This is a genomic window from Streptomyces torulosus, assembly GCF_001419765.1.
In the GTDB taxonomy this organism is placed as follows: Bacteria; Actinomycetota; Actinomycetes; order Streptomycetales; family Streptomycetaceae; genus Streptomyces; species Streptomyces torulosus.
In genome coordinates, this window is sequence record NZ_LIRK01000129.1 from 1 (window position 1) to 25,585 (window position 25,585).

29 protein-coding genes are annotated in these 25,585 nt (G+C 72.8%); 15 read left to right on the plus strand and 14 right to left on the minus strand.

Annotated features, from left to right (window positions below):
• The coding region (locus AOK23_RS09985) for an inorganic phosphate transporter (protein WP_206336168.1) at nucleotides 1-225 on the minus strand (225 nt) is incomplete at its 3' end.
• Between the two features lie 351 nt (nucleotides 226-576).
• Here AOK23_RS09985 and AOK23_RS09990 point away from each other — a divergent pair.
• From AOK23_RS09990 to AOK23_RS10000, 3 genes are all read left to right on the plus strand, one after another.
• Complete coding sequence (locus tag AOK23_RS09990) at nucleotides 577-1,308, plus strand: class II aldolase/adducin family protein (RefSeq protein ID WP_055712387.1); 732 nt, start codon at nucleotides 577-579, stop codon at nucleotides 1,306-1,308.
• 97 nt (nucleotides 1,309-1,405) lie between these two features.
• Nucleotides 1,406-2,524, plus strand: a complete 1,119-nt coding sequence (locus AOK23_RS09995) for an alpha/beta hydrolase family protein (RefSeq protein WP_055712388.1) — start codon at nucleotides 1,406-1,408, stop codon at nucleotides 2,522-2,524.
• A gap of 261 nt (nucleotides 2,525-2,785) precedes the next feature.
• Nucleotides 2,786-4,195, plus strand: coding sequence for a hypothetical protein (locus tag AOK23_RS10000; protein WP_206336169.1), 1,410 nt, complete (start codon nucleotides 2,786-2,788; stop codon nucleotides 4,193-4,195).
• Nucleotides 4,196-4,457: 262 nt separating this feature from the next.
• Here AOK23_RS10000 and AOK23_RS10005 read toward each other — a convergent pair whose 3' ends face one another.
• Nucleotides 4,458-4,871: a VOC family protein gene (locus tag AOK23_RS10005; RefSeq protein WP_079049393.1), complete on the minus strand. Its 414-nt coding sequence runs from the start codon at nucleotides 4,869-4,871 to the stop codon at nucleotides 4,458-4,460.
• Nucleotides 4,872-5,141: 270 nt separating this feature from the next.
• Here AOK23_RS10005 and AOK23_RS10010 point away from each other — a divergent pair, with 270 nt between their 5' ends.
• The 3 genes from AOK23_RS10010 (at nucleotide 5,142) to AOK23_RS10020 (ending at nucleotide 8,231) form a co-directional block, all read left to right on the plus strand.
• Nucleotides 5,142-6,740: an ABC-F family ATP-binding cassette domain-containing protein gene (locus AOK23_RS10010; protein ID WP_055712391.1), complete on the plus strand. Its 1,599-nt coding sequence runs from the start codon at nucleotides 5,142-5,144 to the stop codon at nucleotides 6,738-6,740.
• Between the two features lie 360 nt (nucleotides 6,741-7,100).
• Nucleotides 7,101-7,322, plus strand: coding sequence for a helix-turn-helix domain-containing protein (locus AOK23_RS10015; protein ID WP_006123601.1), 222 nt, complete (start codon nucleotides 7,101-7,103; stop codon nucleotides 7,320-7,322).
• Between the two features lie 117 nt (nucleotides 7,323-7,439).
• Nucleotides 7,440-8,231 carry an enoyl-CoA hydratase/isomerase family protein gene (locus AOK23_RS10020; protein WP_055712392.1) on the plus strand — a complete coding sequence of 264 codons (792 nt, stop codon included), beginning with the start codon at nucleotides 7,440-7,442 and terminating at the stop codon, nucleotides 8,229-8,231.
• A 130-nt stretch (nucleotides 8,232-8,361) separates the two neighbouring features.
• Here AOK23_RS10020 and AOK23_RS10025 read toward each other — a convergent pair whose 3' ends face one another.
• Nucleotides 8,362-9,114, minus strand: coding sequence for a hypothetical protein (locus tag AOK23_RS10025; RefSeq protein ID WP_055712393.1), 753 nt, complete (start codon nucleotides 9,112-9,114; stop codon nucleotides 8,362-8,364).
• 86 nt (nucleotides 9,115-9,200) lie between these two features.
• On the opposite strand from AOK23_RS10025, the gene AOK23_RS10030 reads away from it, so the two are divergent.
• From AOK23_RS10030 to amaP, 5 genes are read left to right on the plus strand one after another with little or no spacing between them, the layout of a single operon-like run.
• A complete protein-coding gene (locus AOK23_RS10030; protein WP_055712394.1) occupies nucleotides 9,201-9,695 on the plus strand; it encodes an Asp23/Gls24 family envelope stress response protein in 495 nt (164 codons plus the stop codon).
• 31 nt (nucleotides 9,696-9,726) lie between these two features.
• Nucleotides 9,727-9,912, plus strand: coding sequence for a hypothetical protein (locus tag AOK23_RS10035; RefSeq protein WP_055712395.1), 186 nt, complete (start codon nucleotides 9,727-9,729; stop codon nucleotides 9,910-9,912).
• Entirely contained in the window at nucleotides 9,909-10,283 is a 375-nt protein-coding gene (locus tag AOK23_RS10040) for an Asp23/Gls24 family envelope stress response protein (RefSeq protein ID WP_055712396.1), read from the plus strand. Before AOK23_RS10035 ends, AOK23_RS10040 begins: the two co-directional genes overlap by 4 nt.
• Nucleotides 10,280-10,978: a DUF6286 domain-containing protein gene (locus AOK23_RS10045; protein ID WP_055712397.1), complete on the plus strand. Its 699-nt coding sequence runs from the start codon at nucleotides 10,280-10,282 to the stop codon at nucleotides 10,976-10,978. The genes AOK23_RS10040 and AOK23_RS10045 overlap by 4 nt, the downstream gene beginning before the upstream one ends.
• A gap of 4 nt (nucleotides 10,979-10,982) precedes the next feature.
• Nucleotides 10,983-11,561 (plus strand): alkaline shock response membrane anchor protein AmaP, encoded by a 579-nt coding sequence (gene amaP / locus AOK23_RS10050; protein ID WP_055712398.1) that lies wholly within the window; start codon nucleotides 10,983-10,985, stop codon nucleotides 11,559-11,561.
• A gap of 24 nt (nucleotides 11,562-11,585) precedes the next feature.
• Here the strand turns inward: amaP and AOK23_RS10055 are convergent, their stop codons facing one another.
• The 5 genes from AOK23_RS10055 to AOK23_RS10075 form a co-directional block, all read right to left on the minus strand.
• On the minus strand, nucleotides 11,586-12,341 hold the full coding sequence (locus tag AOK23_RS10055) for an SDR family oxidoreductase (protein WP_055712399.1): 756 nt from the start codon (nucleotides 12,339-12,341) through the stop codon (nucleotides 11,586-11,588).
• Between the two features lie 4 nt (nucleotides 12,342-12,345).
• Nucleotides 12,346-14,142, minus strand: a complete 1,797-nt coding sequence (locus tag AOK23_RS10060) for a glycoside hydrolase family 15 protein (RefSeq protein WP_055712400.1) — start codon at nucleotides 14,140-14,142, stop codon at nucleotides 12,346-12,348.
• 83 nt (nucleotides 14,143-14,225) lie between these two features.
• Nucleotides 14,226-14,519 carry a hypothetical protein gene (locus AOK23_RS10065; RefSeq protein WP_055712401.1) on the minus strand — a complete coding sequence of 98 codons (294 nt, stop codon included), beginning with the start codon at nucleotides 14,517-14,519 and terminating at the stop codon, nucleotides 14,226-14,228.
• Nucleotides 14,516-15,169: a SigE family RNA polymerase sigma factor gene (locus tag AOK23_RS10070; RefSeq protein ID WP_420823695.1), complete on the minus strand. Its 654-nt coding sequence runs from the start codon at nucleotides 15,167-15,169 to the stop codon at nucleotides 14,516-14,518. The genes AOK23_RS10065 and AOK23_RS10070 overlap by 4 nt, the downstream gene beginning before the upstream one ends.
• The gene (locus AOK23_RS10075; protein WP_055712402.1) at nucleotides 15,166-16,707 is read right to left on the minus strand and encodes a sodium:solute symporter family protein; all 1,542 of its coding nucleotides are present in this window, start codon (nucleotides 16,705-16,707) and stop codon (nucleotides 15,166-15,168) included. Before AOK23_RS10075 ends, AOK23_RS10070 begins: the two co-directional genes overlap by 4 nt.
• A 224-nt stretch (nucleotides 16,708-16,931) precedes the next feature.
• Between AOK23_RS10075 and AOK23_RS10080 the strand changes: the two genes are divergently transcribed.
• The 3 genes from AOK23_RS10080 to AOK23_RS10090 all read left to right on the plus strand — a co-directional run bounded on the left by AOK23_RS10080 (nucleotide 16,932) and on the right by AOK23_RS10090 (nucleotide 19,601).
• Nucleotides 16,932-17,180 carry a DUF3311 domain-containing protein gene (locus AOK23_RS10080; protein ID WP_055518364.1) on the plus strand — a complete coding sequence of 83 codons (249 nt, stop codon included), beginning with the start codon at nucleotides 16,932-16,934 and terminating at the stop codon, nucleotides 17,178-17,180.
• A 70-nt stretch (nucleotides 17,181-17,250) separates the two neighbouring features.
• Nucleotides 17,251-19,407 (plus strand): carbon starvation CstA family protein, encoded by a 2,157-nt coding sequence (locus AOK23_RS10085; protein ID WP_055712403.1) that lies wholly within the window; start codon nucleotides 17,251-17,253, stop codon nucleotides 19,405-19,407.
• The gene (locus AOK23_RS10090) at nucleotides 19,404-19,601 is read left to right on the plus strand and encodes a YbdD/YjiX family protein (protein WP_055712404.1); all 198 of its coding nucleotides are present in this window, start codon (nucleotides 19,404-19,406) and stop codon (nucleotides 19,599-19,601) included. The genes AOK23_RS10085 and AOK23_RS10090 overlap by 4 nt, the downstream gene beginning before the upstream one ends.
• 230 nt (nucleotides 19,602-19,831) lie before the next feature.
• Here AOK23_RS10090 and AOK23_RS10095 read toward each other — a convergent pair whose 3' ends face one another.
• The 4 genes from AOK23_RS10095 to mnmA form a co-directional block, all read right to left on the minus strand.
• Nucleotides 19,832-20,521 (minus strand): SDR family oxidoreductase, encoded by a 690-nt coding sequence (locus AOK23_RS10095; protein ID WP_079049394.1) that lies wholly within the window; start codon nucleotides 20,519-20,521, stop codon nucleotides 19,832-19,834.
• Between the two features lie 64 nt (nucleotides 20,522-20,585).
• Entirely contained in the window at nucleotides 20,586-21,125 is a 540-nt protein-coding gene (locus AOK23_RS10100) for an LOG family protein (protein ID WP_055712406.1), read from the minus strand.
• Nucleotides 21,126-21,134: 9 nt separating this feature from the next.
• Nucleotides 21,135-21,992: a class I SAM-dependent DNA methyltransferase gene (locus AOK23_RS10105; RefSeq protein ID WP_206336170.1), complete on the minus strand. Its 858-nt coding sequence runs from the start codon at nucleotides 21,990-21,992 to the stop codon at nucleotides 21,135-21,137.
• A 128-nt stretch (nucleotides 21,993-22,120) separates the two neighbouring features.
• Nucleotides 22,121-23,251, minus strand: a complete 1,131-nt coding sequence (mnmA, locus tag AOK23_RS10110; RefSeq protein ID WP_055712407.1) for a tRNA 2-thiouridine(34) synthase MnmA — start codon at nucleotides 23,249-23,251, stop codon at nucleotides 22,121-22,123.
• 59 nt (nucleotides 23,252-23,310) lie between these two features.
• On the opposite strand from mnmA, the gene AOK23_RS10115 reads away from it, so the two are divergent.
• The gene (locus tag AOK23_RS10115) at nucleotides 23,311-24,018 is read left to right on the plus strand and encodes an N-acetylmuramoyl-L-alanine amidase (protein ID WP_055712408.1); all 708 of its coding nucleotides are present in this window, start codon (nucleotides 23,311-23,313) and stop codon (nucleotides 24,016-24,018) included.
• A 19-nt stretch (nucleotides 24,019-24,037) separates the two neighbouring features.
• On the opposite strand, the gene AOK23_RS10120 is transcribed toward AOK23_RS10115, so the two are convergent.
• Together AOK23_RS10120 and AOK23_RS10125 are read right to left on the minus strand one after the other, a co-directional pair.
• Nucleotides 24,038-25,201, minus strand: a complete 1,164-nt coding sequence (locus AOK23_RS10120; protein WP_055712409.1) for a cysteine desulfurase family protein — start codon at nucleotides 25,199-25,201, stop codon at nucleotides 24,038-24,040.
• 149 nt (nucleotides 25,202-25,350) lie between these two features.
• The coding region (locus tag AOK23_RS10125; protein ID WP_055712412.1) for a hypothetical protein at nucleotides 25,351-25,585 on the minus strand (235 nt) is incomplete at its 5' end.

Sequence of the window (25,585 nt, forward strand, 5' to 3'; positions counted from 1 at the left end):
GGACTCGTCGACGAGTCCCTTGGAGATGGTGTTGGCGACCTCGATGGAAAGGAACGCGCCGACAAGGTTGAGCACGGCGGACATGGCCACCGCGACCTTGGGCTTCATGGCGCCGGTCGAGATGGTGGTGGCCATCGCGTTGGCGGTGTCGTGGAAACCGTTCGTAAAATCGAACGCGAGCGCGGTGATGACCACGATCGCGAGGATCAGCGAGAAGTTTTCCATTTACCCGAGCTTCTTTTGGAGGTCAGTGGCACATGGACCGTAGGCAACCTGGGTGAACGGAAGATGAACTAGGGAGTACCGATGGGTGTAGCGATCGGGTTGTCGAGGTTCCGTTTGTGTCGGCGGAGGCGTCCTCGGGCGGGCCGGGGGCGCGCCTTCCCCGATTCCCTCGAACTGAAACGGAGCCCAGGCCTCCGAGCGTGATCCGCGTCGGCACCGGGTGAACGCCTGCGGCCGGGCCGCGGAGCCGGTGAACGGATTCCGGTCACGCGGCGGGACCGGTCTCCCTCCACTTGTCGTACGGGTCGTATGCGAAGTCGAGCCGGGCGGGCCTCCTGGCAGGATCGCGGCATGGCTGAGCAGAGGTGGAACGCGCGGGACCCGCGGGACGCGGGTGGGGACTCACGGCATACGGAGGGCGGCCCGCCCGAGACGGCTTCCGACGACATCGCGCGGGCCTGGGACGAACTGGTCGCCACGGCCCGCCGGACGGTGGCCGACGGTCTGGTCGTCGGCACGTCCGGCAACGTCTCCGTACGCGTCGGCGACACCGTCCTGGTCACCCCGACGGGCGTCCCCTACGACCGCCTCACCCCCGACGACGTGACCGGCGTCGACCTCGCGGGCCGCCGGACCCTGGGCACCCTCCGGCCGACGAGCGAACTGCCCATGCACCTCGCGATCCACACCACGACCGACGCCCGCGCCGTGGTCCACACCCACGCCGTCCACGCGACCGCCGTGTCGACCCTCGTCGACGAGCTGCCCCTGATCCACTACATGTCCGGCGCCCTCGGCGGCCCGGTCCGCGTCGCCCCCTACGCGACCTACGGCACCCCCGAGCTGGCCGACAACATGCTCCGCGCCCTGACGGGGCGCACGGCCTGTCTGCTCCAGAACCACGGCACGATCGCCTACGGACGGAGCCTCTCCGAGGCCTTCGACCGCACCGCCCAGCTCGAATGGATGTGCAGGGTCTGGCTGGCGGCCTCCTCGGTGCCCGGCCTGAGCCCGCACCTGCTCACCCCGGACCAACTGGCGGAGGCGGGGGAGCGGCTGCGGGGATACGGCCAGCCGACGTAGCGGCCGGTCGTCGACCATCCGGCCGGCCACCACCCGGCCGGTGGCTCCGGGGTCCCGCCCACTGGCCGCGGACGGAGTCGGCCAGGACACTGGATGCGTGCGTGCAGTGAGAGCAGCAGCCGCGGCCGTCGGGGTCGCGTTCGCGGCCGGGGCGGCCAGTGTCGCCGCCGGCCGACTGGCCAGCGATGCCGCGCTGAAGGTCACGTCGGGCAGACCACTGCCCACGGAGCCCCGGCTGACCGTGCACTCCACCGCGGCCGGCCGCATCACCCTGACCAGGGCCTTCGCCTCCCAGCGCCCCGGCACCTACGGCCTCACCGGCGCCGGCGCCCACGCGGTCGTCGGCTCCGTCGTGAACGGCGTGCCGCACGCCCCCGACACGGTCGTGCGCCGCCTGGAACGCGTCAGCAACGGCACCCTGGAGCCGGGCGACAAGGTGTGGTTCACCCCCAACACCCACGTAGGCGACCCACGCACCGCCCTCGGCCTCGACCACACCGACGTCGAGGTGCCCGGCGAGCTGGGCACCCTGCCCGCCTGGTTCGTGCCCGGTGCCCGGAGCACCTGGGTGATCGCCGTGCACGGCCTGGGCGGCACCCGCGAACACCCCATGAACGTCATGGGTTTCCTGCACCGCCACGGCTTCCCGGTGCTCGACCTCGCCTACCGCGGCGACGTCGGCGCACCCCGCCCCCCGGACGGTCTGAGCCACCTCGGGGAGACCGAGTGGCGCGACGTCGACGCGGCCATCCACCACGCCGTCCGGTTCGGCGCGGAGAAGGTCGTCCTGCACGGCTGGTCCACCGGCGCCACCATGGCGCTGCGCGCCGCAGTCCGCTCCGGGCTGCGCGACCGCGTCGCCGGGCTCGTCCTGGACTCGCCGGTCCTGGACTGGACCGCCACCCTGCGCGCCCTCGCCACCGCCCGCCGAACCCCGGGCGCCCTGCTGCCCCTCGCCGTCCGCGCCGCCCAGGGCCGCACGGGACTGGGCGGCGCGGCGGCGGTCGAACCGGCGCGCTTCCCGGTACCGGCACTGATCTTCCACGGCCCGGACGACGTCGTCGCCCCCTGGGACGCCTCCCGCCGACTCGCCGCCCACCACCCCGGCCGCGTCACCCTGAGCGCCGTACGCCAGGCCCCCCACGCCGCCATGTGGAACGCCGACCCGCCCCACTACGAGGAAACCCTGCGCCGCTTCCTGACACCGCTGATGTAGCGGGGGGTGGGGAGGGATGTAGCGGGGGAGGGGAGAGGGCGCCGAGGAGAGAGTGCGACCCTTCTGAAGTCCCGCCTCGCTCCCTCCCGGCGCTCCGCCGAGGGGTCCCCCGCAGACAGGTACGCCACATTCCGCTTAGCGTCTGACCATGGCGCTCCCCACCGGTGTCGCACCCCTGGAGAGCCCGTGCGTTGGCCACCCCTGTCGCCCGCTGTGACATTCCGTTTGGGTTTTCGGACCGTCAACCGGAAGACTGCCCCCGTGACGTCCCGTAATCCGCGCGACTCCAGGCTCCGACTCGTCAGCCCGCGAACCCTGGCCGCCGCTCCCCGAGCAGCAGTGACCCAGCGCCGCCGACCGGCCCCCCGGCCCCCGGAGGGCACCCCGCCGCCCGCGGAACTGGCCCGGATGGCCCGCACCGTCCTGGCGGACGCGGCCCGTGTCGCCCGCTGGGCCGACGCCGCCCTGCGCCCCGGCCGCGAGGGCGCCGGCTCCGACGGCAAGGGCACCCTCTCCGACGCGACCGCCGAACGGGCCGCCGCCGACCTCGGGCTGACCCCGGATCAGGTCCGCCACGACTGGGACACGGCACGCCTGGCCGGTCTCGTCGAGGTGCACGGCGACAGCGCGCGCCCCGGCTGGCGGCTGCGGGCCTGGCACCGCGACGACAGTGCCGTACTGCGCGGCTGGGTGGCCCTCTTCGACGCCTGGTCCCTCGCCCACCCCGAGCCCGGGGTCCGCGAGCCCGCGGCCGTCGCCGAGGTCGTCTCGGCGATGCCGCAGGTGCTGTCGTTCCTCCAGCTCTCCGCCGGGCCCGTCCCCGTGGAGCAGCTCCTCGACCTCCTGGAGCAGAGAGTCACGGAACTGCGCACCGAGCGCTGCGAGATCCCCTACGGCCCGCAGCCCGAGCCCGGTGCGGAGCCCGCCGCGGAGGCCGGTGCGGAGGACACCCCGCTCGCCCCGCTCCTCGACTGGGCGCTGCGGGCCATCGCCTCCGTCGGCGCCCTCACCTACGGCGACGGGCAGGCCACACTCACCCCGCTCGGCAGCTGGGCGGTGTGGGTGAAGCTGGAGCAGATCTGTGTCGCCGCGCAGAGCCCCGCCGGGAACATCGAGGTGTCCGCCGAGGACATGCTCCGCGGCTGTGCCCAGCTCCGCCCGAACGCGGCCCGCGCCGAGTACCGCGCCTGGCTCGCCGCGCGCACGGTCGGCGCCGCCGTCACCGAACTCATCGACGCCGCCCGTGGCGAGGACGCCCTCATCCGGGGCCTCGCCTTCGAGGCGCTGCGCGTCGTGGGCGCCCCCGCCGAGCCCGATGTGCGCACCGTCGCCGACGAGACACCGCTGCGGCCCTACGCCCTGCTCTGGCTAGCCGAGCACGACGGCGCCGACCCCGAGGACGCCCACGAGGTGCTCACCCGCGAGGAGGCGACCTGGCTCTGGGTCGACACCGGGGCCGCCGTCGCCGACCACGGCGAGGCCCCGCTGCTCGTCCGGCACCTGGAGTCCGCCGTGCAGGCCACCGTCCCCGCGCTGCTCGACGAGGTCCGCGCGGTCGGCCACCCCCGCACCGTCCAGGTGCTGGTCGCCCTCGCCGCAGCCCACCCCGACCCGGCCCTCGCCAAGGCCGTCCGCCGCGCCGCCTTCCAGGTACACACCGGAGGCAGCTGAGCCGAAGCCGGGACCGAACGACGGCGGCGCCGAGGTCGAGGCCGACATCGCTGAGCGGAGAACGGGGCGGAGACAGCTCGGCCGGGGCCCGAACGTCGGCCGCGCCGACGCCGGGCTGACGTCGGCCGAGCGGAGGCCAGGCCCGGCCTCGGCTCAGCCGCGATCGTCCGGGCCGGAAGCGGCTGACGCCACGCCCGGTCCGGAGCCCGCCGAGCCGGATGAGCGGAGCGCGACACCCCGCCGGGCCCGGCCGGGCCGGGTGTCAGCCGCCCAGCTCGGGGGCGTACGTGCCGAAGCTCCACACGTTGCCCTCGATGTCCCGGGCCATGTAGTCCCGTGAGCCGTAGTCCTGGTCCGTCGGGGGCATGAGGATCTCCACCCCGTGCTCCACGGCCCGGCGGTGGTGGGCGTCCACGTCGTCCACCACCACGTAGACCCCGGCGGGGCCCGCGCCCTTCATCGCCGCGTCGAAGGCGCTGCCGGTGCCCCGGGAGCCGAGCATCACCACACCGTCGCCCTGCGCCAGCTCGGCGTGGTGGACCGTGCCGTCCTCGCCCTCGTACACCGACAGCTCCGTGAAGCCCAGCCCTGCTGTGAGCTGCGCGACGGCCGCCTTCGCGTCCGTGTACAGCAGCGTCGGACAGATGCTGGGACGACCCTCGTTCTTGCCCGCCATACCGATCACGACCTCTCTGTCGCCCGGAACGCACACCGCTGCCCAGTTTCGCACCCGGCACCGACAACGCCCCGCCGGGCGACGGCCGTCGGGCGGCGGCGACCGGGCGGCGGGCGGTGACCGAGACCACGTGATCCCTTGGGACGCGGGCGGAAAACCGCTTGCTGCCCCCCGTTAGAATCGGCCCATGGCCATTCTCCTCGCGCATTAGACGGCGGGAACGTCCTCAGCCGCCCACCCGCCACCCCAAGTCCGCCCTGGAGTCTGTCCGTGATCTCCGCCTCCGGTATCGAGCTGCGCGCCGGTGCCCGCGTCCTCATCGAGTCCGCCACCTTCCGCGTCGCCAAGGGCGACCGCATCGGCCTGGTCGGCCGCAACGGCGCCGGCAAGACCACCCTCACCAAGGTCCTCGCCGGTGACGGCATCCCCGCCGCCGGCACCGTCACCCGCTCCGGCGAGGTCGGCTACCTTCCGCAGGACCCCCGCACCGGCGACCTCGACGTCCTCGCCCGCGACCGCATCCTCTCGGCGCGCGGCCTCGACGTCCTGATCCGCAAGATGCGGGAGAACGAACAGCGCATCGCGAACGGCCAGGGCGCCACCCGCGACAAGGCGATGAAGCAGTACGAGCGCCAGGAGACGGAGTTCCTCACCAAGGGCGGGTACGCCGCCGAGGCCGAGGCCGCCACGATCGCCGCCGCGCTCAACCTGCCCGACCGGGTGCTCGGCCAGCCCCTGCACACCCTCTCCGGCGGTCAGCGCCGTCGCGTCGAGCTCGCCCGCATCCTGTTCTCCGACGCGGACACCCTCCTGCTCGACGAGCCGACCAACCACCTCGACGCCGACTCGATCGTCTGGCTGCGCGACTACCTCAAGACCTACCGCGGTGGCTTCATCGTCATCAGCCACGACGTCGACCTGGTCGAGACGGTCGTCAACAAGGTGTTCTACCTGGACGCCAACCGCTCCCAGATCGACGTCTACAACATGGGCTGGAAGCTCTACCAGCAGCAGCGCGAGGCCGACGAGAAGCGCCGCAAGCGCGAGCGGCAGAACGCCGAGAAGAAGGCCGCCGCCCTGCACTCGCAGGCCGACAAGATGCGTGCCAAGGCCACCAAGACCGTCGCCGCGCAGAACATGGCCAAGCGGGCCGACCGGCTGCTCGCCGGCCTGGAAGCGGTCCGGGTCTCCGACAAGGTCGCCAAGCTCCGCTTCCCGGAGCCCGCGCCCTGCGGCAAGACCCCCCTGATGGCCGAGGGCCTGTCGAAGTCGTACGGCTCGCTGGAGATCTTCACCGACGTCGACCTCGCCATCGACAAGGGTTCCCGGGTCGTCATCCTCGGCCTCAACGGCGCCGGCAAGACCACCCTGCTGCGGCTGCTCGGTGGGGTCGAGCAGCCCGACACGGGCGAGGTCCGTCCCGGCCACGGCCTCAAGCTCGGCTACTACGCCCAGGAGCACGAGACCCTCGACCCGGACCGCACGGTCCTGGAGAACATGCGCTCCGCCGCCCCCGACATGGACCTCGTCGAGGTCCGCAAGGTGCTCGGCTCGTTCCTGTTCTCCGGCGACGACGTCGACAAGCCCGCCGGTGTCCTCTCCGGCGGCGAGAAGACCCGGCTCGCCCTCGCCACCCTGGTGGTGTCGTCGGCGAACGTCCTGCTGCTCGACGAGCCCACCAACAACCTCGACCCCGCCAGCCGCGAGGAGATCCTCGGGGCACTGCGCACCTACAAGGGCGCGGTCGTCCTCGTGACTCACGACGAGGGCGCGGTGGAGGCGCTCCAGCCGGAGCGGATCATCCTCCTGCCGGACGGTGTCGAGGACCTGTGGGGTGCCGACTACGCCGACCTGGTGGCACTCGCCTGACCGGTCCTTGGCGCCGAAGGTCCGGCCGAACCGTTGATCAACGGCCTATGGATCATTCGGCCCATCGGTGATCCATCATCTGTGTGAGATCTCCTCGTACCGAGGTGTGTCGTACACGAATGTCACGGCCGAGCCCCGCTGTGCGCGGGGCTCGGCCGTCGCACGTCTCTGACCTGCCGCTTCGTGAATCCACTCGTTCGGCCGTACGGACAAGCCTGCGCGGAATGACAGGTTCCGCTCGTGGGGACGTGCTCCTGTCGTCACAAGCTTGTCCCACGGACCTTGCCGAATGGGTGGCCATCACGCCCCGGAGGGGTGATCATGAGGAGACCAGAGCGCACTTCCCATGAGGAGGACCGGGTGGCCGAGACTCTGAAGAAGGGCAGCCGGGTTACCGGCGCCGCGCGCGACAAGCTCGCGGCAGACCTGAAGAAGAAGTACGACTCCGGTGCGAGCATTCGGGCGCTGGCCGAGGAAACCGGCCGCTCGTATGGCTTCGTACACCGGATGCTCAGCGAGTCGGGCGTCACGCTTCGAGGGCGTGGCGGTGCGACGCGCGGCAAGAAGGCCGCGTCGGCCTGACGCCGGGCGGCCCATCGGCTTCGATGGTGGCCACCCGGTCGGTCTTCCGATCGACCGGGTGGTTACTGTGCAGTCACTTAGCTCTGCTCTGCTGACCGCACCCATCGGAGGCGCCCCATGGCTTCGCTCGAACCGCTGCTCGACAAGGACGGCGTACGGCTCACCGTCGACGACGCGATCGCCACGGTGACCCTGACCAACCCGGCCAAGCGCAACGCGCAGAGCCCCGCTCTGTGGCGGGCGCTCGCCGAGGCCGGGCGGTCGGTGCCGGGCTCCGTCCGGGTCGTCGTGCTGCGTGCCGAGGGCAAGTCGTTCTCCGCCGGGCTCAACCGGCAGATGTTCACGCCCGAGGGCATCGAGGGCGAACCGTCGTTCATCGACCTCGCGCGTCGTGACGACGCCGCGCTCGACGCGACCATCGCCGAGTACCAGGAGGCGTTCACCTGGTGGCGGCGGAACGACATCGTGTCCGTCGCCGCCGTACAAGGACATGCCGTCGGCGCGGGTTTCCAGCTCGCGCTCGCCTGTGACCTGCGCGTCGTCGCGGACGACGTGCAGTTCGCCATGCTCGAGACCAGCCTGGGCCTCGTGCCCGACCTCACCGGCACGCATCCGCTGGTGAGCCTCGTCGGCTACGGCCGCGCACTGGAGATCTGCCTCACCGGACGCTTCGTCCAGGCGGAGGAGGCCCAGCGCATCGGCCTGGCCAACCTCGCCGTGCCCGCCGACCAACTGGACGACGCGGTACGCGACCTGGTCGCCGCGCTCGTGGCCGCGCCGCGCGACGCGGTCGTCGAGACCAAGGCGCTGCTGCGTGGCGCCGACGGCCGGGACTACGAGGAGCAGCGCGCCGCGGAGCGCGCCGCCCAGGCCCGCCGCCTGCGGGACCTCGCCGGAGTCGCGGAGTAACGGCGACACACGCGCCGAAGCGCCGGCCGACCCCGCGGTAGGAGAGAGCGGCTCGGCCGCAAGACAGGCGACTCGGCCGCAGGGGTGCGCGACTCAGCCCTGGAATGGGTGACCCGGCCGGGCGGGCGACTCACTCGACCGCCGTGACGAGCACCGCCACCGACGGATGGTCGGGGAGTACCTCGCCCACCGTCGCGCGGACCTCGCGTGCGACGTCCACGGCCCGTCTGTCCTCCGTCATCGCCAGCTCGACGCGAACATGACGGCGGGGCAGCGCGGGCCCGGTGTCGATGTGGACCGCGCGCCCCGGACCGCCGAGGACGCCGGTCAGACGGCTCACCCCGGGAACGCCCAGCGCCGCGGCGGTCACCTGGGACTCCTCGCCGTCACCCTGCGGAACCGGCCGGGCGGGAGCGCGGTCCCCGACTGGCGCGGCCGTCGCGGGCGCACCTTGCGGGGGCGGACCGCCGGGCTCGTCGGCCCCCAGCAGGTCCGTCATCCGCAGATCGATCTCCGCCACCGCGAGACCCAGCCGTTCCGCCGCGGCCTCGGCGAGGCCCGCCCGCAGCCGGGCAGCCGTCACGGGGAACGGCTCGGCCCGCGGTACCGCCGAGGCGAGAAAGTCCGCGGTGACCCGCAGGGGGCCCGGCGGGAGGGCGCTCGGAGGAGCCGGAACAGCCGGGGCCTCCGCACCGGCCGGCTCGGCGAGCGCGATCCGCACGCTCCCGAGGCGCACTCCGGGCATCGAGGCCGTCGCGCGCCGCAACACCGCTTCGGCCGCCGCCTCCGTGATCCACGCGCCGTCGTGCGGGCCGCCCAGGGGGAGCACCCGGCCCAGGCCCAGCTGCTGTCGTACCGCGTTGGTCCAGCCGTCCGCCGTCATTCCTCCAGACTGCCGTATCCCCGGCGCGCGGCGACGCAACCCGGCTTAATGTGAGCAAAGGAGGACAACCGGAAGGAACGTGCGCCATGAGCGACATGACGGAGCGGAACCGGACGGAGGGCCCCGACACCACCAAGGACCCGGCGCCCGGACAGACCGGTGGCGGCAAGGTCGTCCGGCGCGGCGGCGGAGATCCGGCCACCCGGGGGCGCACGACCATCGCCGACGGCGTGGTCGAGAAGATCGCCGGGCTCGCGGCACGCGACGTACTCGGTGTACACACCATGGGCAGCGGGTTGTCCCGGACCTTCGGCGCCGTCCGCGACCGGGTGCCCGGCGGCTCGAAGGCCGTCACCCGGGGCGTGAACGCCGAGGTCGGCGAGGTACAGACCGCGCTGGACCTGGAGATCGTCGTCGACTACGGCGTGTCCATCTCCGACGTCACCCACGCCGTGCGCGAGAACGTCATCGCCGCCGTCGAACGGATGACGGGCCTGGAGGTCGTCGAGGTCAACATCGCCGTCAGCGACGTGAAGCTGCCGGAGGACGAGGAAGAGGAGTCGGAGACCCGACTGCAGTGACAGGAGCGCCCGACCCCCCTAGGAGCACAGCATGAGTCTGGCCGTGATCGGCATGATCGCCGGAGTGGCGCTGGGCTTCGCCGGATACTTCGGCGGATTCGGCGCCTTCCTGCTGGTGGCGGCGCTGGGCGCCGTCGGGTTCGTCGTCGGCCGGTTCCTGGAGGGGGACCTGGAACTCGGCGACTTCTTCCGTCCCCGTGACGACCGACGCCGATGACCCTCGCCGACAGCGGCCGCGGCACGGGAACGCGGTCCGTCGCGCCCGCGGACCGCGGCGCCACGCGCATCGCCGACCGCGTCGTCGCGAAGATCGCCGGCCAGGCGGCGCGCGAAGCACTCGGGGCACCGCCGCCGGACTCCGCGCCCCCCAACGCGACGGTCGTCGTCCATCGTGAGACCGCGCGCGTCCGCGTCGCCCTCGAACTCCCTTACCCCTCCGATATCGGTGGCCAATGCGCTGCGGTGCGTCGCCGCGTCATGGAGCGGGTAGGGACGTTGGCGGGAATGCACGTATCGGACGTGGCCGTCCAGGTCGAACGGCTGCACCTGGCGCACGCACACGACGCGGCACAGGGGAGGACGCGATGAGCGAACCCCAGAGCTCCGACGGCAGCACGCAACGCCTGCCGGTCATCGAGAAGACCGACGAGACGCCCCCCGGCCAGGGGCCGGACGGGCCGGACCAGTCCACGTCGGCCGCCGCCTACGACCCGCCGACCCCGGCCGAGGACGGGCACGGGGGCGAGCGGCGCTTCTGGTCCGCGCGCCGTGTCCCCGCCGGCATCCTCGCCCTGCTGCTCCTCGCGGGCGCGGGCCTCCTCCTGTACGACATCGCCGCCGTCCGCGCCGACCGGCCCGGCATGGCCTGGCGCCGCTCCCTGGCCCGGGAACTCGCCGAGCGCCCCCTCGACGACGTCTGGGTGCTGACCGGCGCCGGGATCGCCGCCGCCCTCGGCCTCTGGCTGCTCGTGCTGGCCGCCACCCCCGGCCTGCGGGACGTGCTGCCGATGCGCCGCCTCGACCCCGACGTCCGGGCGGGCCTGCACCGGGCCGCCGCCGCACTGGTGCTGCGCGACCGGGCCATGGAGGTGTCCGGCGTGCAGTCCGTACGCGTCCGCGTCGGCCGCAAGAGGGTCGACGCCCGCGCGGTGTCCCACTTCCGGGAACTCGACGAGGTCCGGGCCGACCTCGACGCCACGCTCGCCGACGGCATCCGGGGCCTGGGCCTCGCCCGGCCGCCCGCCCTGTCCGTGCACGTACGGCGCCCCGGCCGGAAGGGGTGACACCGTGCTGCGGACCGTGAACAGGGTGCTGCTCGGGATCGTCGGCCTGGTGCTCCTCGTGCTCGGCGGCGCCGTGCTCGCCGTCGGACTCGGCCTGGAACCGCCCTCCTGGTGGATCCACGACGGACGGCACGACGTGCTGCTCAGCCAGGCCGAACGCACCCGGTGGCGCGACGAGGGCTGGTGGTGGCCCACCGTCATCGCCGTGCTCGCCCTGCTGGTGCTGCTCGCCCTGTGGTGGCTGACCGCCGTACTGCGCCGCCACCGGCTCACCGAGGTCCTCGTCGACACCGGCGACGGCGAGGGCGCGCTGCTGCGGGGCCACGCCCTGGAGGGCGTCCTGACCACGGAGGCCGCCCGGCTGGACGGCGTCGAACGGGCCCACGCCCATCTCACCGGCCGCCGAGGCGCCCCCGAGGCCCGGCTCCGCGCCCGCCTCCAACCCCATGCGCACCCCGCCGACACCCTGCACCGTCTGACCACCGAGGCCGTGGCGCACGCCAGGGACTCGGCGGGCCTGGCGGCGCTGCCGGCGGAGGTCAGACTGCGTGGGGTCAAGCACCGTGCGGAACGCGTGAGCTGACGAAGCCGCGACCCCCGACGAGGGTCAGAAGCCGTGGCGCATGCCGCCGTCGACCGGCAGCATGAGGCCCGTCAGATAGGACGCGGCCGGGGACAACAGGAACGCCGCCGTCCGCCCGAACTCCTCCGGCCGCCCGTAGCGCCGCAGCGGGATCCGCGACTCGTGCGCGGCGCGCGTGGCCTCCGGGTCGGCCGACATCCCGTCCAGCTCCCGCACCCGGTCCGTGTCGATCCGGGCCGGCAGCAGTCCCACGACCCGGATCCCGCGCGGCCCCAGCTCGTCGGAGAGCGACTTGGCGAAGCCGGCCAGACCCGGCCGCAGGCCGTTGGAGATGGTCAGACCGGGGATCGGCTCGTGCACCGACCCGGACAGCACGAACCCGATGACACCGCCCTCGCCCAGCTCCTCGGCGGCGGCCCGCGCCAGCCGGACCGCCCCCAGGAACACCGACTCGAACGCGGCGGTCCACTGCTCGTCCGTGTTGTCCGCGACGAAACCGGGCGCGGGCCCGCCCACGCTGACGAGGACGCCGTCGAACCGCCCGAACCGCTCGCGGGCGACCGCGATGAGACGGCCGGCGGTCTCCGGGTCGGCGTTGTCGGCGGCCACCCCCACCGCGTTCGGCCCGAGCGCGGCCACCGCCTCGGCCACGCTCTCCTCCTCGCGGCCGGTCACGACCACCTTCGCGTCGTCGGCGACGAGTTCCCGCGCCGCCGCGTTGCCCAGCCCGCGGGTCGCGCCGGTGACGATGTAGACACGGTCCTTCAGCCCAAGATCCATGGCCCTATCCTGCCTCGTCCCCGTCGAACAGGGCGAGGGCGGTGCCCACCAGGCCGACATGGCTGAACGCCTGCGGGAAGTTCCCCAGCTGCCGGCCCGCGACCGGGTCGTACTCCTCGGCGAGCAGTCCCACGTCGTTGGTGAGCCCGAGCAGCCGCTCGAACAGCTCGCGGGCCTCCTTCGTGCGGCCGGTCAGATGCAGGGCGTCGGCGAGCCAGAACGAACACACGAGGAACGTGCCCTCGCTGCCCGGCAGCCCGTCGACGGACGCCGTCGAGGAGAGGTGGTCGGCGCTGTAGCGGCGCACGAAGCCGTCGTGGCACAGCTCCTCACGGATCGCGTCGACGGTGCCGACGACCCGGGGGTCGTCCGGCGGCAGGAAGCCCATCCGGGGGAGGAGCAGCAGCGACGCGTCGAGCTCGCGGGAGCCGTACGACTGGGTGAACGTGTTGCGTTCGGCGTCGTAGCCGCGGGCGCAGACCTCGTGGTGGATCTCGTCCCGCAGCGCGCGCCAGCCGTCGAGGTCGCCGGACAGCTCCGGGTCGTCCTCCAGGGTGCGCACCGCCCGGTCGGCGGCCGCCCAGGACATCACCTTGGAGTGCGTGAAGTGCCGACGCGGCCCGCGCACCTCCCACAGCCCCTCGTCGGGCTCCCGCCACACCGACCGCAGGTACTCCATCAGGGTGCACTGCATCCGCCACATCTGGGGCTTCGTGGGCAGACCCGAACTCCGGGACAGGGACAGGGAGTCCATGACCTCGCCGTACACGTCGAGCTGCCTCTGCTGGATGGCGTCGTTGCCGATGCGGACGGGGCGGGAGTTCTCGTAGCCGGCCAGCCACGGCAGTTCGTACTCGGGCAGGCGCCGTTCACCGGCCAGGCCGTACATGATCCGCAGGTCCGCCGGGTCGCCTGCGACCGCGCGCAGCAGCCAGTCACGCCAGGCCTCGGCCTCCTGCTGGTAACCGCAGGCGAGCAGGGCGCCGAGGGTGAGGGTGGAGTCGCGCAGCCAGCAGTGGCGGTAGTCCCAGTTGCGCACCCCGCCGATCTCCTCGGGGAGCGAGGTGGTGGCGGCCGCGACGATCCCGCCGGTGGGTTCGTAGGTGAGGGCCTTGAGGGTGATCAGGGAGCGGACCACCTCGTCCCGGTACGGCCCGTCGTACCGGCAGTGCGCCGCCCAGGCCCGCCAGTCGTGCACGCTCGTGCGCAGCGACTCGTACGGGTCGACCAGGCGGGGGCGCGGCTCGTGCGAGGGGTGCCAGGTGAGGACGAACGCGACCTTCTCGCCCGGTTCCACGGTGAACTCGGCGTAGGTGGCGCGGTCCTCGCTCCAGGTACGCACCTCGGGCTCGCTGCGCAGCCAGACCGCGTCCGGGCCCGCGACCGCCACCCGGTGGCCGTCGGACCGGCGCATCCAGGGGACGGCCGAGCCGTAGTCGAAGCGGAGGCGGATCGTGGAGCGGACGGTCACCCGGCCCGCCAGGCCCTCGACGACGCGGACGACGTCGGGGGCGCGGTCGCGCTGCGGCATCAGATCGGTCACGCGGACCGCGCCGTCGTCCGTCTCCCACTCGGTGTCCAGGACCAGCGTGTCCTTGCGGTACGCGCGCCGCGTACAGGTCCCGGCGCCGGTCGGCGCGATCCGCCAGTGCCCGTTCTCCTCGGTGCCCAGCAACGCGGCGAAGCAGGCCGCCGAGTCGAACCGGGGCAGGCACAGCCAGTCGATCGAGCCCCGGTTGCTCACCAGGGCGGCCGTCTGGTGGTCACCGATCAGCGCGTAGTCCTCTATTCGGGGGTGCACGGAAGCCGGGTTCCCTGAGCAGGGGATGATCAGTCCCACGGAATGCGTCACGCCGGGCGCACGGTTGCCGGCGGCCCTCGCGCTCAGCCCGGCCCGGTGCCCGCCGTCGTGCCGCCCACCCCCGAGAAGATCACGCCGGGGCTCGACGGGGTCTGGTTGAGGACCCAGAGGCCGATCAGGGTGGCCAGCGCGAACACGACCATGATCAGTACGGCGAGGACGAGCCGACGGCGGCGTTCGCGGCGGAGCCAGTCGCCGCGGGCCGTGCGGTAGGCGTCGGGGGCCGCGTGGACGCCGCCCGCGAGCGCGGCGAGCGCCTCCTCCAGTTCCCGCTCGGTGCGGTCCCGGCCGGTGTCGTTGCCGGTGGTGTCGTTCATCGCCGGGCCTCCATCGCCTGGGTCAGGGCGGCGAGGCCGCGTGCGGTGTGGGTCTTGACCGAGCCGCAGGAGATCCCCATCGCGGCGGCGATCTCGCTCTCCTTCAGCCCCAGCCAGTGGCGCAGCACGAGCGCCTCCCGCTGCCGGGCGGGCAGCTGCTGGAGCGCGCCGATCAGCACCCGCTGGTCGTCGTGGAGCAGGGCCGTGCTCTCGGCGGAGGCGACCGCCTCGTCCGGCGGGGTCTCCGTGTGCCTGCGGACGACCTGGAGGTGCCGTATCCGCATCCGGGTGAGGTTGCAGACCGTGGAGCGCAGATACGCCTCGGCCGCCTCGGCGTCCTTCAGACGCCGCCACTTCCGGTAGATCTGGTAGTACGCCTCGGCCACCACGTTCTCGGGGTCGTCGGCGCCCAGCAGGACCGCGAGCCGCAGCATCGAGGAGTAGTGCAGCTCGAACAGCCGGGCGACACCGGCCTCGCGCTCCACGTCGACCGGGTCGCTCGCGGCGGGGGCGAGGGGCTCGCCCGGACGCGCCGGCCGCGGCACCAGCGGTTCGACGGCCGCCGGGGGCCGTACGCCGCCTCCCCGCGACCCGTCGGCGGGGGTCGTCGGCGGTGGCACCGGCACGCTTATGTGGTGTCTGCGTCTCACGGGTTGCTCGCTCCCGTCTCGGGGCGCCGCCTGACGGTCAGGCGGGACGGTAGGTCGGTCGCGTCGGCGCCGCGCGGGACGCCGAGCCGTTCGAGGACCGCGGTGGCGGCCACCGCCACGGTCAGGTTCACCAGGAGGGCGAGCAGGCCGGCGTAGACCTCCAGCGAGCCGCCGCCCAGCAGCACGATCGAGGAGAACCCCTCCCGCACCACCAGGAACGTGCCGGTCACCATGCCGACGGCCCACCCGGCGAGCAGCCCCCGGGGATGCAGCCGTCCGGTGAAGAGGCCGACCGCCACCGCCGGGAAGATCTGCAGGATCCACACCCCGCCCAGCAGCTGGAGGTTGATGGCGTCCTGGTCGCGCAGCCCGAACACGAACGCCACCGCCCCCACCTTCGCGGTCAGCGACACAGCCTTGGCGATCCGCACCTGCCGCTTCGGCGTGGCGGTGGGCTGGAAGTACTCCACGTACACATTGCGGACGAAGCCGGTGGCGGCCGCGATCGACATCACCGCCGCCGGGACCAGCGCGCCCACGGTGATCGCCCCGAACACCAGCCCGGCCAGCGGCCCCGGCATCAGCCGGTCCACCAGCATCGGGACGGCCGCCTCGGCGCCGCCCTCCGGTGCCCGCACCCCGGTCGCGAGCGCCGCGACGCCGAGGAAGCCGAAGAGGGCGAGCAGCCCGGTCCAGGCCGGCAGGGCCACCGTGACCTTGCGGACGGTGCGCGGGCCGTCGGCGGCGAACCCGGCGGTCAGCACGTGCGGGTACATCAGCAGGGCGAGCGCCGAGCCGAGCGCGAGCGTGGCATAGGCGGGCTGCTGCTCGGGGGAGAGGAGCAGGGCCGGTCCGCCGAGCCGCTCCGCCGCCCCGTCGAAGACCGGGCCCGGACCGCCGAACCGGCGCAGGACCAGCCAGCACACGGCGGTCAGCGACACGAAGACGGCCACCGCCTTCAGCGCCGAGATCACGGCGGGCGCCCGCAGCCCGTGCCGGTACGTCGCCACGGCGAGCCCCGCGAACAGCGCCACCATCACCAGATCACCGGCCGCGCCCTTCGGGTAGACGCCCCCGGCCGTCAGCACCGCGCGGATGCCGAGCAGCTGCAGCGCCAGGTACGGCATCGTCGCGAGGATCCCGGTCAGCGCCACCACCAGCGCGAGCGGCGCCGAACCGTACCGGCCGCGCACGAAGTCCCCCGCCGTCACATAGCCGTGGCGCCGGGCCACCTCCCACAGCCGGGTCAGCAGCACGAAGGCCAGCGGGCAGACGATCACCGTGTACGGCACCGCGAAGAACGCGGGCGCCCCGTTGCCGTACGCGAGGCCGGGCACGGCGGTGAAGGTGTACGCCGTGAAGATGGTGCCGCCGAGCAGCAGCCAGGTCCACACCGGGCCGAGGGAGCGGTCGGCCAGCGCCCACCCCTCCAGGGACGGCAGCCGGTCGGTGGGGCGCAGCCGGCGCGCGGTCACGGCGAGCAGCGACGCTCCGCCGATCACGGCGAGGAACGTCGCGGTCATGGCAGCGTCAGCCATGGTTCACCGTCCTTGGTGTGCCTGGCCCCGCACCGTCCCGGGGGTGCCGCGCCGCCTTTGGCGCGCCGGGGGGCCTTCACGCGGTAGTTGCGTGGACCGCCGCTTCGGTTGACCGGGGACTGGAGGAAATTTCGCGGAATCTCGTCGAAATTCGCTGTCAACCGATCCGAGCGGGTGGGCAACTCTTGCACAGACCCACAGGAAGCGGGAGAGGAGCGCAGGTCATGCCACGGACCGGTCACCACCGGCTACGGCGCGTCGCGATCGCCGTACTGCTCCTCGCGCCCGCCGCGGGCCTGCTGTGGGTCCCCTGGTACGCCGGTGCCGAGCCGCGACTGGCCGGGACGCCGTTCTTCTACTGGTACCAGCTCGCCTGGGTGCCGGGATGCGGCCTCTGCCTGCTCGCCGCGTACGCGCTGACGGAACGACAGCGAGACCGGCGCCGAGAACGGCGCCGATACCGGCCTCGCTGAGCCGCACCCTCCTTCTCGCCTTCTTCTCTCCGCCTGTCTTGCCGCACACCCGTTGAGGTCAGGAGCCGCCATGCCCACATCAGCCATGCCCGAATCCGGTCGTACGGAGCCGGAAAAGCCCCGGATGTCGCCGAAGTCCCTCGCGATATGGATCACCGTCGCCCTCGTCGGCGCCATCGGCTGGGCCGTGCTCGCCCTGTCGCGAGGCGAGGAGATCTCCGCCGTCTGGCTGGTCGTGGCGGCCCTCGGCTCGTACGCGATCGCCTACCGCTTCTACTCCCGGTTCATCGCCCGCCGGGTCCTCCAGGTCGACGACACCCGCGCCACCCCGGCCGAACGGCTGGAGGACGGCGTCGACTACCACCCCACCGACAAGCGGGTGCTGTTCGGCCACCACTTCGCGGCCATCGCGGGTGCCGGTCCGCTGGTCGGCCCCGTCCTCGCCGCGCAGATGGGCTATCTGCCGGGCACGATCTGGATCATCGCGGGCGTCATCTTCGCCGGTGCCGTCCAGGACATGATCGTCCTGTTCCTCTCCATGCGCCGGGACGGCAAGAGCCTCGGCCAGATGGCCCGTGACGAGATCGGCAAGGTGGGCGGAGCCGCCGCGCTGATCGGCGTCTTCGCCATCATGATCATCCTGCTCGCCGTGCTCGCGATGGTCGTCGTCAACGCCCTCGCCGAGTCCGCGTGGGGCACCTTCTCGGTCACCATGACCATCCCCATCGCCCTCTTCATGGGCTTCTACCTGCGCTACCTGCGCCCCGGCCGGGTCGTCGAGACCAGCTTCATCGGCGTGGCCCTCCTCCTGCTCGCCATCCTCGGCGGCGGCTGTATCCAGGACTCCTCCCTCGCCGAGTACTTCGTCTGGAGCCCCGAGACCCTGGTCTTCTGCCTGGTCGGCTACGGCTTCGTCGCCTCCGTGCTCCCCGTGTGGATGCTGCTCGCGCCCCGCGACTACCTCTCCACCTTCATGAAGGTCGGCACCATCGCCCTGATGGCCGTCGGCGTGGTCATCGCCGCCCCGAACCTCCGGGCCGAATCGGTCACCGAGTTCGCCCACACCGGCGCCGGACCGGTCTTCGCGGGCTCCCTCTTCCCGTTCCTCTTCATCACCATCGCCTGCGGCGCCCTCTCCGGCTTCCACGCCCTGGTCTCCTCCGGCACCACCCCGAAGCTGATCCGCAAGGAGTCCCAGGTCCGGCTCATCGGCTACGGCTCCATGCTGACGGAGTCCTTCGTCGCCGTGATGGCCCTGATCGCCGCGTGCGTCCTGGAGCCCGGCCTCTTCTACGCCATGAACTCCCCGGCCGCGCTGCTCGGCCCGACCGTCGACACCGCCGCCGAGGCGGTCAAGAACCTCGGCTTCACCATCACCCCCGAGCAGCTCACCGCGGCGGCCAAGGCCGTCGAGGAGGAGACCCTCGTCGGTCGCTCCGGCGGCGCGCCCACCCTGGCCGTCGGCATGTCGGAGATCTTCGCCGGGGTCTTCGGCGGCGCCGGGATGAAGGCCTTCTGGTACCACTTCGCGATCATGTTCGAGGCGCTGTTCATCCTCACCACCGTGGACGCCGGCACCCGCGTGGGCCGCTTCATGCTCCAGGACATGCTCGGCAACGTCTGGAAGCCGATCGGCCGGGTCACCTGGAAGCCGGGCATCTGGATCACCAGCGCCCTCGTCGTCGGCGCCTGGGGCTACTTCCTGTACGCCGGTGTCACCGACCCCCTCGGCGGGATCAAGCAGCTGTTCCCCCTCTTCGGCATCGCCAACCAGCTGCTCGCCGCGGTCGCCCTCGCCGTCACCACGACCGTCCTGATCAAGTCCGGCAAGCTCCGCTGGGCCTGGGTCACGGGCATCCCCTTGGCCTGGGACGTGGCCGTCACCTTCACCGCCGGCTGGCAGAAGATCTTCTCCGACAACCCGGCGATCGGCTTCTTCGCCCTGCGCGACAAGTACGCGGCCGCCATCGACAAGGGCGAGCTGCTGCCCGGCGCCACGACCATGGACGACATGCACACCATCGTCCTCAACAACACGGTCGACGGCGTGATCATGGCGATCTTCCTCCTCCTCGTCCTCACGGTCCTGGTCAACTGCGCGGTGGTCTGCGTCCGCGCCGTACGCTCCCCGTCCCCGCTCCCGACGACCGAGGCGCCCTACGTCGAGTCCCGCATCGACGACCTGCCCGAGCGGTCCGACGACGATCTCGTGGGGGCCCGCCGATGACGGCCCCGAACGTCCGCCACTGGGCACGGACCGTGCGCTGGTACCTCCGGGAGCTGACGGGGGAGGCCGAGTACGACCGCTACTGCGAGCGGCACCGCCGCGGGCACGCCGGGGTGCCGGTCCCGACACGCAGGGAGTACGACGTCCTGCGGACCCGGCGCCGGGAGGAGCGGCCGGAGGGGCGCTGCTGCTGACGCAGGGCCGGGCGCGTGTTCGGTGCCGGGTGCGGGTGGGTGAGTGGCTGGTCGCGCAGTTCCTCGCGCCCCTGAAGGCATGGGCCTGCGGCCCGGCCTTCATCGAAAAGCACGGGGCGCAGCCCCGGGCGCTTTTCAGGGGCGCGGAGAACTGCGCGAACAACCCCCACCCACCCGCACCCGCAGACGCGCCCCCGGCCCCGAGCTACTGGGCGCCCGGCGGCAACAGGTCAGCGGCCGGGCCGGACCGTCAGGTCGTTGACCTCGGCGTCCCGTGGGAGGTCCAGCGCCATGAGGATCGTCGTCGCCACGGACTCGGGCGCGATCCACTGGGACGGGTCGTACTCCTTGCCCTCCTGCTGGTGGACCTTCGCCTGCATGGGGCTGGCCGTGCGGCCGGGGTAGACCGTGGTGACCCGGACCCCGTTGCCGTGCTCCTCGTGGCGCAGGGAGTCGGCGAGGGCCTTCAGGCCGTGCTTGGAGGCGGCGTAGGCGGCCCAGTCGGCGTAGGCGTGCAGTCCTGAGCCGGAGTTGACGAACACGACGTGGCCCCGGGCGGCGCGCAGCTGGGGCAGGAAGTGCCGGGTCAGCTCGGCGGGGGCGATGAGGTTGACGTTGAGCTGGTGGCGCCAGGACTTGGGAGTGAGGTCGCCGACCCGGCCGAGGTCGATCACCCCGGCGATGTGCAGCAGGGAGTCCACGCGGTCGGGCAGGGTCTGGTGGGAGAACGCCCAGGAGAGCTTGTCCGGGTCCGCGAGATCGCCGACCAGGGTCTTCGCCCCCGGGAACCGTGCCGCCAGTTCCTTCGCGCGGCCGGCGTCGCGCGCGTGCAGCACGAGGTCGTCGCCGCGCTCGTGCAGACGGCGGGCCACGGCCTCGCCGATGCCGGACCCCGCTCCGGTGATCACATGAGTAGCCATGCGGTCATGCTCGCATCACCCCGGGGCAGCCGGAGTCCGTGCCCCGGCCGGGCCCGTGCCCGGCTCACTCCACTCCCTGGCTCTCCTCCAGGTACGCCATCGCCCCCACCGGCTCCTCCGCGAAGAACACCAGGTCGGTGAGGGGGCGGGGCAGGAAGCCCTCGTCCTCCATGCGGCGGAACTGCTCCTTGAGGCCGTCGTAGAAGCCCGCCGTGTTGAGGAGCACCACGGGCTTGTCGGTGTGGCCGTGCTTCTTCAGTTCCAGGATCTCGGTGGCCTCGTCGAGCGTGCCGGTGCCGCCCACCATGATCACGACCGCGTCGGCCTTCTCCAGCAGGAGCCGCTTGCGCTCGGCGAGGTCGTGGGCGATGACCATCTCGTCGGTGCCGGGCCGCGCCTTGGCCGCCAGGAACTCCACGGAGACGCCGAGGAGTCTGCCGCCCGCCTCCTGCACGCCGTCGGCGACCACCTTCATCAGCCCGACGTCCGAGCCGCCCCACACGAGGGTGTGGTCGCCCTTGCCGATGAGCTTCGCGAACTCCCGCGCGGGGCGGGTGTAGCGGTCGTCGAGGTCGGCGGCGGAGAGGAAGACGCAGATGTTCATGGGTCCACGTTAGGGCGTGCCACCGACATCGGGGCCCGGTCGGTCACCGGTCCCCGAGGGGCGGCTCAGGCGGATCTTGGACTGGCGGTGCGGTAGTTCCTCCCAGTCGTCCATGAAGCGGGCGGTCAGGCCGTACTGCGCGGCGAGTTCCACCAGGGTGTCGGTGCGGTAGTAGAAGTCCTCGTGCAGCACCTGGTGCTCCTTGCCCTCGGTGCGGCCGTAGGTGAAGTCGAAGAAGCCGCCGGGGGCGAGGACGCGGCCGACGTGGGCGAAGCACTGCTCTATGACGTGCGCCGGTGAGTGCGAGAACACGCTGTGCGCGTGGACGACGTCGAAGTGGGCCTCGGGCAGGAACTCGAAGGTCAGGTCGGCGACGAGCACGAGGTAGGGCAGTTTGGACTGAAGCCCCTGCCGGACGAGGGTGCGCTGGGCCTCCAGGAGGATGGCCGGCGAGATGTCGATCCCGTAGTAGTTCCCGGCGTCCAGGTGGTCGATGAACAGCCGCCCGGCGCGCAGGTTCCCGCAGCCGATCTCCAGCATCCGGTGCCGGGGCTCCAGACCGTGCCGCAGGAGGTAGTCGAACTGCATCCGTCCGACGCGTTCCCACTTCTCGACCGAGGGGTTGTGCCCGACGGCGGCCTCGGGGCTGCGGGCGGTGTCGGCGGCCATCACGGCCCGGTAGTAGGCGATGTGGTCGCGGTGCTTGAGCCGCAACCAGGTGTCGCGCGCCACCCGGCGGGCGTGCGCCGGCACGCGCTTGGGGTGGCGCAGGGCGTAGCGGACCCGGTGGGTGAGGCTGCGGCGGTTCCTCGACGGATCCGCCGTCGGCTTCCCGGACGGCCTTCCGGCCGGGTCTGTGGCTGTCACGGCGACCTCCTGGGCTTCCTGCGGCCCGTAGGGAGAACTCACCAGCAGCCTGCGCCGTCCTCGGGCGGATGGCTACCCGGAGGGAGGCGTTCGTGACGGACGGGCACCCGGGCCGGGGCTCGCGCCCCTCAGACGGCGCCCGCCTTCGCGCGCGTGGTCGACGCGATCGTCGCCGAGCCCACCACGCGCGTGCCGTCGTACAGGACGATCGCCTGGCCGGGGGCGACGCCGCGGACGGGCTCGGTGAAGCGGACGTGGAGGTCGCCGTCGATCAGCTCGGCGGTCACGTCGGTCTCGCCGCCGTGGGCGCGGAGCTGGGCGGTGTAGGTGCCGGGGCCGGTGGGCGCGGCGCCGCACCAGCGGGGCTTGATCGCGGTGAGGCCGTCGACGTCGAGGGCGGCCGCGGGGCCGACGGTGACGGTGTTGTTCACCGGGGAGATGTCGAGGACGTAGCGCGGCTTGCCGTCGGGCGCCGGGGTGCCGATGCGGAGCCCCTTGCGCTGGCCGATGGTGTAGCCGTAGGCGCCCTCGTGGGTGCCGAGGACGGTGCCGGACTCGTCGACGATGTCGCCCTCGGCCTTGCCGAGGCGGCTCGCGAGGAAGCCCTGGGTGTCGCCGTCGGCGATGAAGCAGATGTCGTGCGAGTCGGGCTTCTTGGCGACCGACAGGCCCCGGCGCTCGGCCTCCGCGCGGATCTCGTCCTTGGTCGTCACCGTGTCGCCCAGCGGGAACAGGGCGTGGGCGAGCTGCTTCTCGTCGAGCACGCCGAGGACGTACGACTGGTCCTTGGCCATGTCGGAGGCGCGGTGCAGCTCGCGTGTGCCGTCGTCGTGGACGATCACCTTGGCGTAGTGGCCCGTGCAGACGGCGTCGAAGCCGAGGGCGAGCGCCTTGTCGAGCAGGGCCGCGAACTTGATCTTCTCGTTGCAGCGCAGGCACGGGTTGGGGGTGCGGCCGGCCTCGTACTCGGCGATGAAGTCCTCGACCACGTCCTCGCGGAAGCGGTCGGCGAGGTCCCACACGTAGAACGGGATGCCGATGACGTCGGCGGCGCGGCGGGCGTCGCGGGAGTCCTCGATGGTGCAGCAGCCCCGGGCGCCCGTGCGGAACGACTGCGGGTTCGCGGAGAGCGCCAGGTGGACGCCCGTCACGTCGTGCCCGGCTTCCGCGGCGCGGGCGGCGGCCACGGCGGAGTCGACCCCGCCGGACATGGCGGCGAGGACACGGAGGGGGCGGGGGCGCTGCGAGGTGTCAGTCATAACGCATCCAGGGTACGGGGCGCCGGGAACCGGAGCCCGCGAGTATCCGTTGACGGCTCGTGGGCACCAGAACGGCGTCCGGGGACGGTGCTTCCCGGAGCAGGGGCAAGGACGGGGGCCGGCGCGTGGGCCGCCGGGCCCTGCTGATCGGCGCGGCCGTGGCCGCCGTGGGTACGGCCGTCGTGGCACGTGACGAGCTGACGCGCGCGTGGTGGCGGGTGCCGGGCGTCTCGAAGCCGCGCAAGGAGGGCGAGGTCGACTACGCGGGCGCGAGGTGGGTGGCGGCCTCGGACGCGAACTGGCGGCTGGCGGACCGGCCGGACGACTTCGGCATAGACATGGTGGTCATCCATGTCACCCAGGGCAGCTTCGCCAGTGCCGTGAAGGTCTTCCAGGATCCGAAGCACGGGGCGGCGTCGCACTACATCGTCCGCAAGGACGGCCATGTCACCCAGATGATCCGCGAGCTGGACGTGGCGTACCACGCGGGCAACCGCGACTACAACGAGCGGAGCGTCGGCATCGAGCACGAGGGTTTCGTCGACCGCCCGCAGGACTTCACGGACGAGATGTACGAGGCGTCCGCCCGTCTCACGGCCCGGATCTGCGCGCGCTACGACATCCCGCTCGACCGCGAGCACATCATCGGCCATGTCGAGGTGCCGGGTACCGACCACACCGACCCCGGCGAGCACTGGGACTGGGACCGCTACATGAAGCTGGTGCGCGCCGCGGCGGCGAAGGGATCGGGCGCGGCGCCGGCCTGAACCGTTCGGACATCGGGCCTCAGGTCAGGCCCGCGTTGCGGGCGCGTTCCACCGCGGGGCCGATCGCCTTGGCGACCGCTTCCACGTCGGCCTCCGTGGAGGTGTGGCCGAGGGAGAAGCGGAGGGTGCCGCGGGCGAGGTCGGGGTCGGCGCCGGTGGCGAGGAGGACATGGCTGGGCTGGGCGATACCGGCGGTGCAGGCCGAGCCGGTGGAGCACTCGATGCCCTGGGCGTCGAGGAGCAGCAGCAGGGAGTCGCCCTCGCAGCCGGGGAAGGTGAAGTGGGCGTTGGCGGGCAGCCGGTCCACCGGGTCACCACCGAGGAGCGCGTCCGGTACCGCCGTACGGATCGCGTCGACCAGGGAGTCCCGCAGGGAGCCGATCTCCCGGGCGAACCACTCCTGTTGCTCGGCGGCGAGCCGGCCGGCGACGGCGAAGGAGGCGACGGCCGGGACGTCGAGGGTGCCGGAGCGGACATGGCGTTCCTGGCCGCCGCCGTGCAGCACCGGTACGGGGCTGTACTCGCGGCCCAGGAGGAGCGCGCCGATGCCGTACGGGCCGCCGATCTTGTGGCCGGAGACGGTCATGGCGGCGAGACCGGAGTCCCCGAAGCCGACGGGGACCTGGCCGAAGGCCTGGACGGCGTCGGCGTGCAGCGGGACGCCGAACTCCGCGGCGGCGTCGGCGAGTTCACGCACCGGCATGAGGGTGCCGATCTCGTTGTTGGCCCACATCACGGTGGCGAGCGCCACGTCGTCGGGGTCGCGGGCGATGGCCTCGCGCAGGGCGTCGGGGTGGACGCGGCCGTAGGTGTCGACGGGGAGGTACTCGACGGTGGCGCCCTCGTGTTCGCCGAGCCAGTGGACGGCGTCGAGGACGGCGTGGTGCTCGACGGGGCTCGCGAGGACCCGGGTGCGGGCCGGGTCGGCGGCGCGGCGGGACCAGTACAGCCCCTTCACGGCGAGGTTGTCGGCCTCGGTGCCGCCGGAGGTGAACACGACCTCGCTGGGGCGGGCTCCGAGGGCCTCCGCGAGGGTCTCGCGGGCCTCCTCGACGGTGCGGCGGGCTCTGCGGCCGGAGGCGTGCAGCGAGGAGGCGTTGCCGGTGACGCTCAGCTGGGCGGTCAGCGCCTCTGCCGCCTCCGGGAGCATCGGGGTCGTCGCCGCGTGGTCGAGGTAAGCCATGGTGTGCCCGATTCTACGGGGGCGCCGCGCGCCGGCCTCGGCCGCTACGGCGGTGGGGTCGACCCCCGGCCATGACGGCGTCCGCGGCGACGGTGCCGCGGCGGTCGGGGTGTGGGGTGCCCCTCCCGGTCCGGCCGGTCCTGTGCGGCTCAGAAGCTCCAGGACACCGTGTTCGTCGTCTGGGTGAGAACGGCCAGGATCACCAGGTCGGCCACGCCCAGACCGAGGCCGAGGAACGCCCGGCCCCGCCTCGTGGTGCCCCGCTTCAGGGCGAGGGCGGCGAGGACGATGGCGATGGGGCCGAGGAAGAGGTTGAGCACGAGGAGGCCGAGAAGGCCGAGGACGAAGGACGCGACGGCCATGCCGTCGGCGTCCTTCGTCCTC